The following is a 14,350-nucleotide window of genomic DNA, read 5'->3' as shown; positions in this document are numbered from 1 at the left end:
TCTCCCCCATGTTTTATGATGAAGAAAGAGACGAGCAGGGGGAGATCAATGATGGCCTATTATGGAGCAATTGAAGCTGGGGGTACAAAATTTTGTTGTGCAATCGGCAATGAGCATGGAGACATCTTAGAGGAAATGACGATTCCGACAGAGCATCCAGAGATAACAATACAGAAGCTCATTCCATTTTTCGAGCAGCATGACATTGCAGCATTAGGGGTTGGCTCCTTTGGACCCATTTGTGTTCAAAAGGATGATCCTTCATACGGTTATATCATGAACACGCCAAAAGTGGAGTGGAAGCATTATCCGTTCATTCCTGAGCTTGAGAAGCAATTAGGTGTCCCCGTATCTTTTACAACCGATGTCAATGCCGCGGCACTAGGTGAATTAACAAAAGGGGCAGCCAAAGGGCTAAGCAGCTGTTTGTATATCACAGTCGGTACAGGCATTGGTGCGGGAGCTGTTGTGAAAAATGAGCTTTTACACGGCCATTCACATCCTGAGATGGGACATATCCTTATCAGACAGGATGAATCGGATTCGTTTGCAGGTGTCTGTCCGGCACATGGAAATTGTTTAGAAGGACTGGCAGCTGGACCAGCGATTGAGAAAAGGTGGGGAAAACCCGCCAAAGAGCTTACGCAGGAAGAAGCGGTTTGGGCACTTGAAGCAGATTATTTAGCGCAGGCGCTTATGCAGTACTCACTCATTTTAAGCCCAGAGCGCATCATCATGGGCGGAGGCGTCATGAAGCAAAAGCAGCTATTCCCACTCATTCGAGAGAAGCTGGCTGCTTATGTCAATGATTATGTGGACCTGCCGCCGTTTGATACATACATTGTCTCCCCTGGACTTGAGGACAAGGCTGGCATGACAGGTGCGCTGCTCTTAGCCGTCGAAGCGAAGAGAAACGCCTGATAATAGAGTTTTGAAGCACAACATGAGATAATGAAAGAGATGGAATCTATAAAAAAGGTGGTTGTTAAAATGGTCAAAAGCTTGAATGATACCGTAACACTGAATAACGGAGTCGAAATGCCTTGGTTTGGTTTAGGTGTATTCAAAGTGGAGGACGGCAATCAAGTAGTAGATGCCGTAAAAGCAGCCATACGAAACGGATATCGCAGCATTGATACGGCAGCTGTTTATAAAAATGAGACAGGCGTAGGAAAAGCGATTAAAGAATCTGGCGTGAAACGAGAAGACTTATTTATTACGTCTAAAGTATGGAACACAGATCAAGGCTATGACAAAGCGCTTGAAGCGTTTGACGCAAGCTTAAACCGATTAGGTCTTGATTACTTAGACCTTTATTTGATTCATTGGCCTGGACCAAATGCAGATACATTTAAAGATACATGGCGCGCACTTGAGAAGCTTTATAAAGACGGGAAAGTCAGAGCCATTGGAGTCAGCAATTTCTACATTCAGCATTTAGAAGAGCTGTTAAAAGATGCTGAGGTTGTTCCAGCTGTGAACCAAGTTGAATTTCATCCGAAACTGACACTTGTTGAACTGCGTCAATATGCAAAGGAAAAAGGCATTCAAATTGAGGCATGGTCTCCGCTGATGCAAGGGAAGCTATTAGATCATGACGTATTGAAAGACATTGCTGCACGCTACAACAAATCTGTTGCTCAAGTCATCTTGCGCTGGGATCTGCAAAGCGGTGTCGTGACAATTCCAAAATCAATCAATGAAGAACGCATTAAACAAAATGCAGACATCTTTGACTTCGAGCTTTCCAAAGAAGACATGGAAAAAATCGATGCATTAAACAATAACGAACGCGTCGGCTCAAATCCAGAGACGATGACGGTTGGGTTTGAATAATAAAGAAATAGAATAATTATCAAAACACCTTTCGATAGGCGTAGGAGTGATACACCACCTCTATGACTAATGGAAAGGTGTTTTTTCTATTAATGACAGACAATCTATGATCCTAAGTTATCTTGAAAAAGGAGAGAACTCCTTAAATCTATTTTAAATATTATGAAATTTATGGGATGATAATGAATTATATGGTAAATTATTAATTGTAAATAAAAGGAGGTTAATTATATGAAAAAAGTCATTCTTGGCTTGTCGTTAACTTTGGGCACCACGATCCTACCAACGACATTTGCCAAAGCAACAAATGTTGATTTAAGAAAGGAGCAAAAAGTAATTCAAGAAGATTATTCAAGTAGTACCATGTATGTACAAACAATAAAGGAAACGAATAAAGGTGAGATGTCTACAAGTGCTTCGAAAGTATATGCGAAAAGACTAACCACATCTAGAGGGAGCTTTATGGCATGGTCAAAATCATATGTTGATTGGAAATATTCTTCGGGTAAAGTCAAATCGAGTTCTGGTTCTCAAGATGCAGGCTATGTCTTCCCTAACAAAGTGGTGAAAAATGGTTCTAAAAGATACTATAAGGGATCTAACCTTCATAAATGGGCACATAAAACAACTCTTAAATTTGGAACACCCACTCCGTGGGGAGATGTTACCTTTGTGAGTAACTCTTTTACAGATCGAGTTTGGGTTAATGGAAAAGGGAAACATGGTTGGGATTAATATGATAGATTAATAGAAAAGGCGCTGCTTAAGAACTATTTACAAATCATAGTAGCGCTGTTTAAATATTATAAATAATCTCAAAAAATAGTAAGAGGAGTTTTTGGAAAATGATCCATGTAAAAGGATTGACAAAAACATATCGACATCAGCCTGTATTTGAAGATTTACATGTTCAAATAAAACATCAAAAAATAAATTTCATCATGGGAAAGAATGGATCCGGTAAAACAACTTTTATGAAATGTTTACTCCAGTTAGAACAGTGTGAAGGGGAGATCTTGTATAATCATCAGCCAATTGATCAAGTAAGGAATGAAATTCAGGTCATGTATGATGATTCCCCACTCTATTTGAATCTAAACGGTTATCAAAATATACGATTATTGTTAAATAGCCCTTTTGACCAAAAAAAGTGTGATACACTGGCAAGGGAATATCTACCACATGAGATCCTCAAAAAGAAGGTCAAACATTACTCTTATGGCCAAAAAAAGAAATTGAGTTTTATATTGATTGCATTAACAAAACCAACTTATTTGTTCTTAGATGAGATATCAAATGGTTTAGATTATGGAACAATGATGGAATTAAAAGCAATGATTAAGAAGTGGTCTAAAGACATGACCATTATAGCTACAGGTCATCAGTTTGAATTTTATTCATCTATTGTTGATGAATTGTTTATTTTAAAAGACAAATCAATGATTCAAATCCATGACTTTCAGGAAAAAGGAGAGGATTTGGGTGACATTTATCAAACATATCTTTAAATTAATGAAAAAAGAGCTTTTATATCAACATTATGCTAAAACATTTCTTATCTTGTTTATTCCATTAATGCTGATTTCATTATGGAATGTATATGCCCAATATGAAACAACAAAATCAAACTATGCCCAATATGTAAAAACAGAAAATGAATATAAGGAGCTCGGTATTGATATAAAAAAGGCTTTGACGATGCCAGTTAACATAGAAGAAGGAGAATTAGCAGGTGCCGAAGGAGAAGTCGTAGAAAATGTCTTAAAATACGATTATGAGAAGTTTATTCAATCACTTCATTTGATGGAGCCAACTCAAGCCATTTCAACTAATTTAGAATGGATGGGTTTTATCTTTTATCCACTTGTATTTGGTTTATATGCGATCTATTTAGCGACATATGATGTGAAATATAAAACGATGAAAATTAAAGCGGTTCAATATCAGTGGAACGATGTTTTGTTTTCAAAGCAACTGTCTCTTTATGTAATCATTCTATTTTTAATTCCTATTCTTTCTCTTATTTCATATATGGTCAGTCATATCTTTTATTTTGTCATATCAAAAGATATATCTGTTCAATTGTTTACATATAAAGATAGTACCGAACATTCTATACTGCTTCAATTAATGTTTGTTGTATGTACAAGCTGGTTATTTAGTACACTTGTTTTTTATTTAGGTAGTTTATGTCGAAGTTTTATTTTATCTGTGGTTATCTATATGGTCTATTTTTTATTGATCCCTAACTTAGGTGTCTTTGATTTAAAAAACATGATCGCCAACTTAGCTATGCATCTGTTTTCTTTTAAAGGGAACTACCAATTATTTGTGCCTATTCCGATGAATATAATCACAATTCTAATCTGCATTTCATTGCTTATCTGCTTGTCATCCTTGCTGACTTATACTATGGTAAAACGGCAAAGTAAATATGTAGTATAAATCCCCCTATTCTCACATAGAGGGATTTTTTACGTCCTGCTTCGGCGCACAGCCAAGAGCATGATAAAAGATAGGATCACAATACAAATCGTCCAAGCCCAAGCAAGCTCCATTCGTCCAGAATCAATTGCCACATAGATAGCGGTTGGAAGTGTTTGCGTTTTTCCTGGGATGTTGCCGGCAAACATTAAGGTCGCCCCGAATTCTCCAAGGGCTCTAGCAAAGCTGAGGACGCTGCCTGACAAGAGAGAAGGCAGGGCAAGTGGTACTGTTATATAGGCAAAGACTTGGAATGAATGAGCACCATCTACTTTTGCAGCCCCTTCAATATCTGACTCAATGGTTGAAAATCCGGCTTTTGCTGATTGATACATAAGCGGGAATGCCACAACCGTTGATGCAATTACCGCCGCCCACCAAGTGAAAATGACCGGCTGGTGGAAGATCCATTCAATCACGCCTCCGATCAAGCTATGCCTTCCGAATATGACGAGCAATAAAAACCCTACAACCGTTGGCGGAAGGACAAGCGGCATCATCAAAAGCGTTTCTACGATCATTTTTCCCTTAAATGAAGTTCGCGCCATCCAATAGCCCATCATTGTACCAAAAACAGTTGCCAGCAGCCCGCTCACAACGGCAACTTGCACGGACAGCCAAATGGGAGATAGGAATTCTTCAGTCAGCATGGGCATTATGTCACTTGAAAGCCGTACTTTTTAAAAATGGATTTGGCTGCTTTTGATTGAAGAAATTGGAAAAAGGACTTGACTTCCTCTAAATGTTCTGTCCCTTTTACGATCCCTACTGGGTAAATGATCGGTGAGTGCATGTCCTGATTGGCTTCAGCTGCAATCTTTACTTTTTTGGAAACGAGGGCATCTGTCTTATACACAACACCGGCTTCCACATTTCCTGTTTCTACGTAGCTTAAAACCTGCCGCACATCCTTGCCGTACACAGTGTTCTTTTTCACTTGATCCCAGATGTTCAGCTTTGTGAAAATCTCTTTGCCGTATGTACCAGCAGGAACGGATTCAGGTGTGCCAAGAGCAATCTTACCTTTTATGTGCTGGACATCATGAAAGCTTTTAATAGAGGAAGAGTGATCTTTTGGCACAATGAGTACAAGCTCATTTTGGATAGCATCCTTGATAAAATGTTGATCGATGTCTCCAGATTGCACAAGCTCATCAAAGGGCGCTTCAGCTGCAGAGAAAAAGAGATCCGCCTTTGCCCCTTGCGCAATTTGCTGCTTCAATGTGCCGGATGACCCGAAATTATTTGTTAATGTCACATTCGGATGCTCATCATTATAGGTGGATTCAATTTCCTTTAGTGCATCCTGAAGACTTGCCGCAGCTGAAATGACAATCTCTGTTTTTTTGCTTGTATCCGATGGCTTCATCTCTGTTTGACACCCGCTCAGGAGCAAACAGATGGCGATGAAGGCGAAGAACGCATACTTCAACTTCATGTTCACACCTCTTATTATTCAATATCATCTGTATCCTTTATTATAAGCAAACTTATTTGACCATTCATAGGCTTTCAGTAAAAAGAGAAAAGAAAAAGCCGCCAGAAGGCGACTTTTAATGCTGATAAAAACGGAGCAAATTCCCATTGATCACTTTGTCTGATAAGGAAAGCTCTTTATTGGCTTTTTCGATATAAGGCTGACACACCTCATCCTGTTCAACAGGTTCTTTTGTTTTTTGATCATAGCAGGTGTTCTTTGTATAGAGATAATCATCTGTAATAAAATTCCCGTTTCTCAAAACAGCAAAAGGCGTCCGTTCGTTTGAAAATAAATCATTGCCAAATTGAATGGCATCCTTCGTTTCAATACCGAGTAAATGCAGGAGTGTCGGTTTCACGTCGATTTGCCCAGCTGTTTCAGAAATTGTCTGCGGTGCTTGATCTGTGACTCCCGGAATGTAAATCAAAAATGGGACCCGCTGCAATTTCACAGCATCAAACGGTGTGATTTCATCTTTTTTGAGCAGCTCCGCCATTGCCTGATGATGTGCCTCGGAGATGCCATAGTGATCCCCCATGAGAACAAACATTGTATTGTCATACAGTCCTTCTTCTTTCATACGTTCAAAAAATGTCTTAATGGCTTCATCCTGATAGCGGACAGTCGTCACATAGCGGTTTAAAATGGCACTGGACGAATCATATTCATCAATCAACTGATCCTTTGGATCGATTTCAAATGGAAAGTGATTGGTCAAGGTAATGAACGTGCTGTAATAAGGCGCCTTCAACTTTTTTAAATAATCAATGGATTGGTCAAAGAAGTCGATATCCTTTAAGCCCCAGCCAGTTGAATTCTGTTCATTGACCTGATACGAATCGACATCATAAAAACGGTCAATTCCAAACGATTTATACATCACATCACGATTCCAAAACGTTTTATTATTCGCATGAAATTGGACGGATTGATAGTTCTCTTTTTTCAACTGCTTGTATAACGTGTCATATTCGTTGTCACTCGCTGTGAAAAAGACAGCGCCGCTGCTAGATGGATAGAGGGAATTTGCGACAATAAACTCTGAATCCGACGTCTTCCCTTGCTCAGTCTGCTGATAAAATTCATCAAAATAAAAACTCTTTTTAGCGAGTTGATTTAAAAAGGGGGTGATGTATTGTCCATTCACCTTTTGATCAACGACAAATTGCTGTGTTGATTCGAGTGAAATGAACACTACGTTCTTGCCTTTAGCAAGTCCAAAGTACTCGTCGTTTGGTGCACTATAATCAGCCTTTGTGTAGTTTGCTACGGTTGAAAGTGTATCTTCATCTGCAAAGGCTTTTTGTCCAAGACGCGCTGTTTGGGCAGCGCCGTCATACAGGTGGAACTGGAACAGCCCAAGGTTTCGTACAATCACTTCTCGATCATAAGAGCTTGTCAGAAAGCGGGGATGATCCATCATGGCTGAACTGACATGAAACAATAGAAAGCTGCAGCACACGGCATAATATGTTTTGATCGTCTTGAAGGAGGCTTTTGGCGCTAAAGGTTTACGCTTTAACAGCCACGCCAGTACCACGAAATCAATGAGCATCAGCAAAAACAGCGGGTGGAACAATTCTGTCATACTGCTGCCCATATCTCCCATGTTTTTCGCTTGGAATAATACAGGGATCGTAATGAAGTCAATATAAAATCCATAAAAGATCGTATTCGCTATGAGAATCGCCGTCAAAATCAAATTTGCGGTCAATAAAAAAATCTTTTGCTTCTTTTCATTTAAAAAAAGAGCAATCCCAAACAAAGGGAGCAAAAAGCTAAGTGGATTGATCAAAAGCAGCCATTCATGAAACAGATTGGCCGTTCGTATGTGAAATCCGAATTGATAAATGATGTATGTTTTCATCCACATGAAGAGGATGGAGTACACTAAAAACCAGTGATCTTTGAAAAACGCTTTCATGTATGTAGCTCCTCACCATTCTGTATTCAGCTGCAAGGCAAAAACACTTATCTTAAACCTACTAAAAAAATGAGGAATGATCAATTCATATCCTGTGTTTTTCGGAAAACTCTTTTTGATTCATTAGAATGGGATGGATATGCCGCAGATGACGGCGATGTAATAGCAGGTAACGACGGTGAGAGCAGCCAGTACGACTTGTTCTCCTGCGCTGCCTGTTTTGACATAGAAGGGAAGACGCACTTTAATGGAAGCTGGAAATAAAAATTTAATCCCGTTCACTGTTCCTGCGTCCAGGATGAGATGGCTTGCCATTCCGACTAGTAAACCGATACTTAGGCTGTCATTTGGAATGTATGTTGTCGCTAGAAAATAAATGATCAGCAAAAATAATAAACTATGTGTAAACGTGCGATGACCGAACACACTGCTGATCAGTGCCGAGAGCAGCGGGAATTTTCTGCCGATTTTACTTTTTGTATGGCAAAGGTCAGGGACCAGGGCACCAGCTGATCCAGCAGCAGCCATCGTCACTGGGTCGAATCCATAATAGTAGGCAACGGCTGTGGAGGCGGCAATTCCGCCCATGATGTGTGTTTTTCCTGTCATGATGCGTACTCCTGTTCTATCTTTAGTTCAAGTACTCACTATATCAAGGGTGGATTCATTCAGCAAGGCTTATTTCTAAAGAAAAAGAGGCCAAAAGGGTTATAATAAGGAGGAAGTCATGTTGATACTAACGATAAGGATGCGATTCGGATGGGTAATGCAGACATTTTAAAAGAAATTGTTCTTGTACATTATGAAGTCAGCCGTAAATTAAACCGCAAGTTACTTGAGTTAGAGAAAGACATCACGCCTCCGCAGATATATGCTCTTTCTATTTTGATACAAGGCAAAGTATCACATGCCGAAGAGCTGAAGCAAAGACTCTCTTTAAACCCTGGTGCAGCCTCTATTGCACTCAATAAATTATGTGAGCAGGGTTATATTCAAAGAGAGCGGGACAAGGACGATTCGTCACTTGTCCGTTTAGAAGTCACGGAAAAAGGGATGGCCATTTATGAAAAGCATACACGTCTTTTCGGAAAAGTGATTCAGCATATGATGTCAGACTTCACAGAGGAAGATTTAAAAACCTTTCTGTCGTACTTGCAAAAAATGAGACAGACCTTTCATGATGATTGAGCTTCTTTCCTTGTATAATGCTAAGCGCTGTAGCACAAATTAAACAGGCAACCGCATTTTATGAAAAGGGAGGAAACAGCGATGTCATTTTTCCAAAAGGATAAAAAGGCGAAAAGTGAGAAAAACCATCAGCAGGTAGATCAGCTGTTAGAGGAAGCAAGTAAAGAGCTAGCAGGCGATCCGCTTCAGGAAGCTGTACAACAGAAGAAAAACAACCAACAATAAGCAGGTAGAGGGCAGAGAAACCGTTCTCTGCCTTTTTTCTATGTTTTTCCCTTTGACAGATGTGAGAATGTTTGATAACCTTCGTGTAGTAAAAATGATAGAAATCCTCACGCTATGTCTCAGTGAGGTAGAGGTTGCGCGGATGATGAGTCACTCATAGGAGAGATGGAATCGTAGATCATGAGAAAAAAGGCATCAGCGCCGAAGTGTAAAGAGAGCTCCAACTTTCTTTATGCTGGGTCTGCATTGAATAAATGCAGGACTGCCACGTCTTTGAAGCGTGGAGGGCTATCCGGAGATCAAGGTGTATGTTTTGAAAAGCATGGACTTTTGTTCAGGCTTTTTTTTATGTTCTGCGTAACAAAAATAAGGGTATGCTGTGAATAAGTAATCCATGATGAACATAAAGAATGCAAGTCATTGCTTCACAAATATATCAATGAAGATACTGCCGGGTCTGGTCCAAAGTGAATAAAACGGAGGTACGGAAATGGAACAGACAAAAAAATGGGGTTTTTGGTTATTGACGGCTTTTGTCGTCGGAAATATGGTAGGTTCAGGCATCTTTATGCTGCCAAGTACGCTTGCCCAGCACGCCAGTCCTTTAGGGGTGACGATGGCATGGCTTGTCACAGGCGGCGGTGTGCTGATGATTGCACTTGTATTTGGGCATTTGTCCATTCATAAGCCGCAGCTGACGGCTGGACCACAAAGTTATGCAAGGGCGCTTTTTAAAGATCCGAAAAAAGGGAAAGCGGCCGGTTTTACAATGGTTTGGGGATATTGGGTGGCAAGCTGGATTAGTAATGTCGCAATTATTACAAGCCTTGCTGGGTATTTAACGACTTTTTTCCCTATTCTCACCGTGAAGACTGAAGTTTTTACCTTTGGAAAAGAAGCGGTCACACTTGGCCAGCTCATGACGTTTATCGTATGTACCCTTCTTTTATGGGGAACACATACCATTTTAATCACTAGCTTAAGTGCTGCAAGTAAATTGAATTTTATTACGACCTTTTCGAAAGTGCTTGGATTCGTCCTTTTTATTGTGGCGGGATTATTTGCATTTCAAACGGCATTATTTGAACATTATTACTTCCCGGTTGAAACAGGCGGGGAAGGAGTGCTCGGACTTGGAGGCCAAATTCATCATGCAGCTATTTCCACACTATGGGCATTTATTGGGATTGAATCAGCTGTCATTTTATCAGGAAGAGCATCCTCACAGCGTGATGTGAAACGTGCGACGATTACAGGTCTTTTAATCGCACTTTCGATCTACATGATTATCACATTGATTACAATGGGCGTTCTTCCGCATGATCAATTGCAAGGCTCTGACAAACCATTTGTGGATGTGCTTCAGCTTATTATTGGGCCAGCTGGCGGAATTGTCATGGCACTGCTGGCGATTATTTGTTTGTTTGGTTCGATGCTTGGCTGGATTTTACTTGGTTCAGAAGTACCGTATCAAGCAGCAAAGGCTGGTGATTTTCCAGCAGTATTTGCAAAAACAAACAAAAAAGGAAGCCCAGCTTTCGCTTTGACTGTTACAAATATTATGTCACAGCTGTTTATCTTCTCTGTGATGTCACGTACAATTAATGAAGCTTTTACCTTTTTAACCACATCAGCGACACTTGCGTATCTTATTCCGTATAGTGTGTCTTCTATCTACAGCTTTAAGGTCATCATGCAAGGTGACACATATGAGCTTCAAAAAGGAAATCGAACAAGAGACGGTATCATTGCACTTGTTGCGATGGTATATTCAGCTTGGGTTATTATTTCAGGAACAGCCGACTTGAAAACTTTTGGTCTTGGAATCGGTCTATTCTTAGTGGGTATTTTGCTTTATCCACTCATGTCAAAAGGATTTGCCAAAGAAGCGGTATAAGATAAGGAAGACGTTTCTCCAGAAATGGAGAAACGTTTTTTTATGATGCAGATGTCAATCGGTCCACAATGAACTCTAGCTGACCTTCTAGTGACACTGGGTCATTAAAGAAGTAACCGACTGGATCTATTTCAAATACATGTTTATTTTTGACGGCAGGAAGTGAGGTCCAAATGCTGCTTTGGTACACTTGGTCACCATTACTTTTTGAGCCGCTCCATGGACCTGTGAAAATATAGTCGCCTGCGAATTCTGGCAGCTTCTCAAGAGAAATGTTTGCATAGCCGACACCACTGTCAATCGCTTCTTTTTTGACGGCCTTCGGTGCTTTTAATTTCAGCTCGTCGTAAATGATTTCGCCCCCGCGGCCAAAGGTGTTTCCAAAGATATAAATGCCTTTATCAAATGGTGATACGATCGAAACCGTTTTGCTGCCGACAGCTTTTGTTACCTTTGGTTTCACCCCAGCAATTTTGGTATCCCATTTCGTGATCCATTCTGTTGCTTTTTTTGGTGTACCTGTCATTTTACCGAATTCTTTTAGCTGGTCTTTGAAGGAATATTGGTTGTATTTAACCGCTACAGTTGGGGCGATTTTTTTGTATTGATCAAACTTCTCATCTTCTCCCCAAGCAATAATCATATCTGGCTTCAAAGCGGCTACCTTTTCGACTGATGGGGTCCTTCCGAGATTTTTCACTCCATCTGTTTTCCCTTTATAAAAAGGGTTTTTAAAGATGGGTGATGTTGCAGCAACCGGCGTCTTGCCGAGTGTGACGAGGTCCCCGTAATAGCTTTCTGCAAGAAGCACAATTCGTTTCGGATTTTTCGGAAGCTTCACTTCACCTTTGGCGTCCTGATATGTGATCATGTCATTCTTTTTCGCTGCAGATTGTTTATTTGAAGTGCTGCCGCAAGCGGCTGTAAAGATCATAAGGATGGATAAAGAAATCAAAAGAAATCCAGTTCGTTTTTTCACAAAATGTTCTCCTATTCACTTTTTCTTGATAATGATTCTCATTTTCACTTTTATCGTAACATGATAGGAACAAAAATGCATCGGTTCATTTAGTACCAAAAGAAAAATGATGAAATTCTCACAGTTTTTTGCTGAAAATAAAGAAATTTATCAGAACAGTGATTTCAAAAAGAAAAGAAAGTGATATACTAGACTTCGAGATTGATAATCATTATCACTAATAGAGAATAGATATGTACGGAAAGGAAGAGACTGGTTTTGGGCTCACAATTGAATAAACAGCTGCCAGCCAGCGATGATACGATCGATATTGTCACGAAGCCTTTTGGAACAGCAGCTGTAATCATCATAGGAATGATCGCTTTAGCATTTGGTCTTTTTTTATCAGTATCATTAGGAGCGGCAAACATTCATCTAAAGACTGTATGGGAAGCCGTTTTTCATTTTGATCCACATCAAACTTCACATCAAATCATTCGGGAATTGAGGCTGCCGCGTACAGTTGGAGCTGCCCTCGTCGGTGCCTTTTTAGCCGTATCAGGAGCCATTATGCAAGGAATGACAAGAAATGCGCTGGCGTCACCTGAGATTATGGGGGTGACAAATGGCTCCGCATTTGCGATTGCCATTGCATTAGCATTTTTCCCTGGCCAATCTTCTTTTACATTAATTCTTTGGTCATTTGTTGGAGCCGCACTCGGTGCCTCTATTGTATTTGGTGTCGGTACTATGTCAAAAGGGGGGCTGACCCCTGTAAAGCTCGCACTAGCTGGTACAGCGGTTGGAGCACTTTTGAGCTCCATCTCCTCAGCCATTGCCATCCGTTTTGACGTCGCTCAAGATATGAGCTTTTGGTATGCTGGCGGAGTGGCAGGTGTGAATTGGAGCAACATTCAAATCATCATTCCAGTTGCCATTGCAGGACTAATCATTGCAATGATCCTTGCCCGTTCGATTACGGTTTTGAGCTTAGGTGAAGAACTTGCGAAAGGGCTTGGACAGTATACAAAAACGGTCAAGGTGCTTGGTATATTGGTTGTTATTCTTTTAACGGGTGCTGCCGTGTCAGTAGCAGGCTCTATTGGTTTTAATGGGCTTGTGATCCCTCATGTCACTCGATTCTTGGTCGGTGTGGACTATCGCTGGATTATCCCATGCTCTGCTATTTTAGGGGCGACTTTGTTAATTTATGCAGACATTGCTGCAAGGCTGGTCAACGCTCCATTTGAAACGCCAGTCGGTGCCATTACGGCGATTATAGGCGTTCCTTTCTTCTTATACTTAGCTAGACGTGAAAGGAGCGGGATTTAAATGGAAATGGTGCAGCAAGCAAAGAAAAAGAAATATCAACGAACGATGCTCATGATCTTTTTCGCGATCGTAGCTGTGTTTCTCATTAGTTTAAATACCGGAGAAATTCGGATCTCTCCGATGGATACATTAAAAACACTTTTTGGATTCGGAAGTGAAATGGATGAACTCGTATTATTCGAGTTCAGGCTTCCAAGAATGGTCATCGCTTTACTTGTCGGCGCTTCTATCGCTGTATCAGGAGCGATTTGGCAAGGTGTTTCTCAAAATGGTTTAGCTGACCCAGGTATTCTCGGTGTCAATGCCGGTGCTGGCTTTGCCGTTGTGCTATTTATCTTTGTATTTCAAGGCACGATGACAAATTTAGGTGATTTTACGATTTTTGTAATGCCGCTTTTCGCGTTCGTAGGTGCAGGCTTTGCTGCATTTCTCATCTATGTGTTAGCGTGGAAAAAAGGCATCACACCTGTTCGATTGATTTTAACTGGTATTGGTGTGAATGCTGCGTTTTCAGCAGCAATTGTGGTCATCCAGTTGAAAATGAGTCCAAATGATTTTAACCAAGCCATCGTGTGGTTATCTGGAAGCATTTATGGCTCGAGCTGGACGTACGTCTTATCTGTTCTGCCATGGATGCTGATTTTCCTTATATTAGCGCTTGTCAGATCACGCTACTTAAACATTATGAATTTAGGTGATCAGCTGTCCTATGGATTGGGCATTTCTGTTCATAAAGAAAGAAGCCTTCTCATGCTGATTGCCGTTGCATTAGCAGGTGCGAGTGTTGCTGTTGCGGGAAGTATCTCTTTCCTAGGATTAGCCGCACCGCACTTGGCTAGAAAACTTGTTGGGCCAAAGCATCAAGGAATGATACCGGCCTCCGCGCTGATTGGCGCGCTGTTATTATTACTGGCAGATACAATTGGCCGCGTCATCCTTGCACCATCAGAAGTGCCAGTTGGCCTTGTCGTTTCTGCTTTAGGCGCACCTTACTTCATTTACTTATTGATGAAATCGAACTAATGA

The 14,350-nt window shown here is 40.6% G+C and carries 15 protein-coding genes and 1 riboswitch; of the genes, 10 read left to right on the top strand and 5 right to left on the bottom strand.

The features are described 5' to 3' along the window. Positions 1–51 precede the first annotated feature (51 nt). The 5 genes from M1D81_RS15950 (at position 52) to M1D81_RS15930 (ending at position 4,281) form a co-directional block, all read left to right on the top strand. Positions 52–921 carry an ROK family protein gene (locus M1D81_RS15950; protein ID WP_456267100.1) on the top strand — a complete coding sequence of 290 codons (870 nt, stop codon included), beginning with the start codon at positions 52–54 and terminating at the stop codon, positions 919–921. 69 nt (positions 922–990) lie between these two features. Continuing rightward, positions 991–1,836: an aldo/keto reductase gene (locus M1D81_RS15945; protein ID WP_039181397.1), complete on the top strand. Its 846-nt coding sequence runs from the start codon at positions 991–993 to the stop codon at positions 1,834–1,836. 231 nt (positions 1,837–2,067) lie between these two features. Next, positions 2,068–2,571 carry a hypothetical protein gene (locus M1D81_RS15940; protein ID WP_456266388.1) on the top strand — a complete coding sequence of 168 codons (504 nt, stop codon included), beginning with the start codon at positions 2,068–2,070 and terminating at the stop codon, positions 2,569–2,571. A 110-nt stretch (positions 2,572–2,681) separates the two neighbouring features. Continuing rightward, entirely contained in the window at positions 2,682–3,344 is a 663-nt protein-coding gene (locus tag M1D81_RS15935; protein ID WP_456266389.1) for an ATP-binding cassette domain-containing protein, read from the top strand. Then, positions 3,319–4,281, top strand: a complete 963-nt coding sequence (locus M1D81_RS15930) for an ABC transporter permease (RefSeq protein ID WP_456266390.1) — start codon at positions 3,319–3,321, stop codon at positions 4,279–4,281. Before M1D81_RS15935 ends, M1D81_RS15930 begins: the two co-directional genes overlap by 26 nt. Positions 4,282–4,310: 29 nt before the next feature. Here M1D81_RS15930 and modB read toward each other — a convergent pair whose 3' ends face one another. From modB to M1D81_RS15910, 4 genes are all read right to left on the bottom strand, one after another. Beyond that, positions 4,311–4,976 (bottom strand): molybdate ABC transporter permease subunit, encoded by a 666-nt coding sequence (gene modB / locus M1D81_RS15925; RefSeq protein ID WP_456266391.1) that lies wholly within the window; start codon positions 4,974–4,976, stop codon positions 4,311–4,313. Beyond that, positions 4,976–5,758: a molybdate ABC transporter substrate-binding protein gene (gene modA / locus M1D81_RS15920; RefSeq protein ID WP_456266392.1), complete on the bottom strand. Its 783-nt coding sequence runs from the start codon at positions 5,756–5,758 to the stop codon at positions 4,976–4,978. The genes modB and modA overlap by 1 nt, the downstream gene beginning before the upstream one ends. A 115-nt stretch (positions 5,759–5,873) precedes the next feature. Next, a complete protein-coding gene (locus tag M1D81_RS15915) occupies positions 5,874–7,724 on the bottom strand; it encodes an LTA synthase family protein (RefSeq protein ID WP_456266393.1) in 1,851 nt (616 codons plus the stop codon). 123 nt (positions 7,725–7,847) lie between these two features. Next, entirely contained in the window at positions 7,848–8,333 is a 486-nt protein-coding gene (locus M1D81_RS15910; protein ID WP_456266394.1) for a metal-dependent hydrolase, read from the bottom strand. Positions 8,334–8,483: 150 nt separating this feature from the next. Between M1D81_RS15910 and M1D81_RS15905 the strand changes: the two genes are divergently transcribed. The 3 genes from M1D81_RS15905 to M1D81_RS15895 all read left to right on the top strand — a co-directional run bounded on the left by M1D81_RS15905 (position 8,484) and on the right by M1D81_RS15895 (position 11,034). Beyond that, the gene (locus tag M1D81_RS15905) at positions 8,484–8,912 is read left to right on the top strand and encodes a MarR family winged helix-turn-helix transcriptional regulator (RefSeq protein WP_456266395.1); all 429 of its coding nucleotides are present in this window, start codon (positions 8,484–8,486) and stop codon (positions 8,910–8,912) included. Between the two features lie 81 nt (positions 8,913–8,993). Further along, complete coding sequence (gene sspJ / locus M1D81_RS15900; protein ID WP_456266396.1) at positions 8,994–9,137, top strand: small acid-soluble spore protein SspJ; 144 nt, start codon at positions 8,994–8,996, stop codon at positions 9,135–9,137. A 120-nt stretch (positions 9,138–9,257) separates the two neighbouring features. Beyond that, a riboswitch (Lysine riboswitch) is annotated at positions 9,258–9,436 on the top strand. 191 nt (positions 9,437–9,627) lie between these two features. Next, positions 9,628–11,034, top strand: a complete 1,407-nt coding sequence (locus M1D81_RS15895; protein WP_456266397.1) for an amino acid permease — start codon at positions 9,628–9,630, stop codon at positions 11,032–11,034. Between the two features lie 40 nt (positions 11,035–11,074). On the opposite strand, the gene M1D81_RS15890 is transcribed toward M1D81_RS15895, so the two are convergent. Continuing rightward, positions 11,075–12,013 carry an iron-hydroxamate ABC transporter substrate-binding protein gene (locus M1D81_RS15890; RefSeq protein ID WP_456266398.1) on the bottom strand — a complete coding sequence of 313 codons (939 nt, stop codon included), beginning with the start codon at positions 12,011–12,013 and terminating at the stop codon, positions 11,075–11,077. Positions 12,014–12,271: 258 nt separating this feature from the next. On the opposite strand from M1D81_RS15890, the gene M1D81_RS15885 reads away from it, so the two are divergent. Both M1D81_RS15885 and M1D81_RS15880 read left to right on the top strand, forming a co-directional pair. Beyond that, a complete protein-coding gene (locus M1D81_RS15885) occupies positions 12,272–13,324 on the top strand; it encodes a FecCD family ABC transporter permease (protein ID WP_456266399.1) in 1,053 nt (350 codons plus the stop codon). Next, positions 13,325–14,347 (top strand): FecCD family ABC transporter permease, encoded by a 1,023-nt coding sequence (locus M1D81_RS15880; RefSeq protein WP_456266400.1) that lies wholly within the window; start codon positions 13,325–13,327, stop codon positions 14,345–14,347. It abuts the gene before it with no gap. The last annotated feature ends 3 nt before the right edge of the window (positions 14,348–14,350 follow it).

The sequence above is a fragment of the Bacillus sp. JZ105 genome, assembly GCF_053903125.1.
This window is presented reverse-complemented; position numbering and strand designations above follow the sequence as displayed.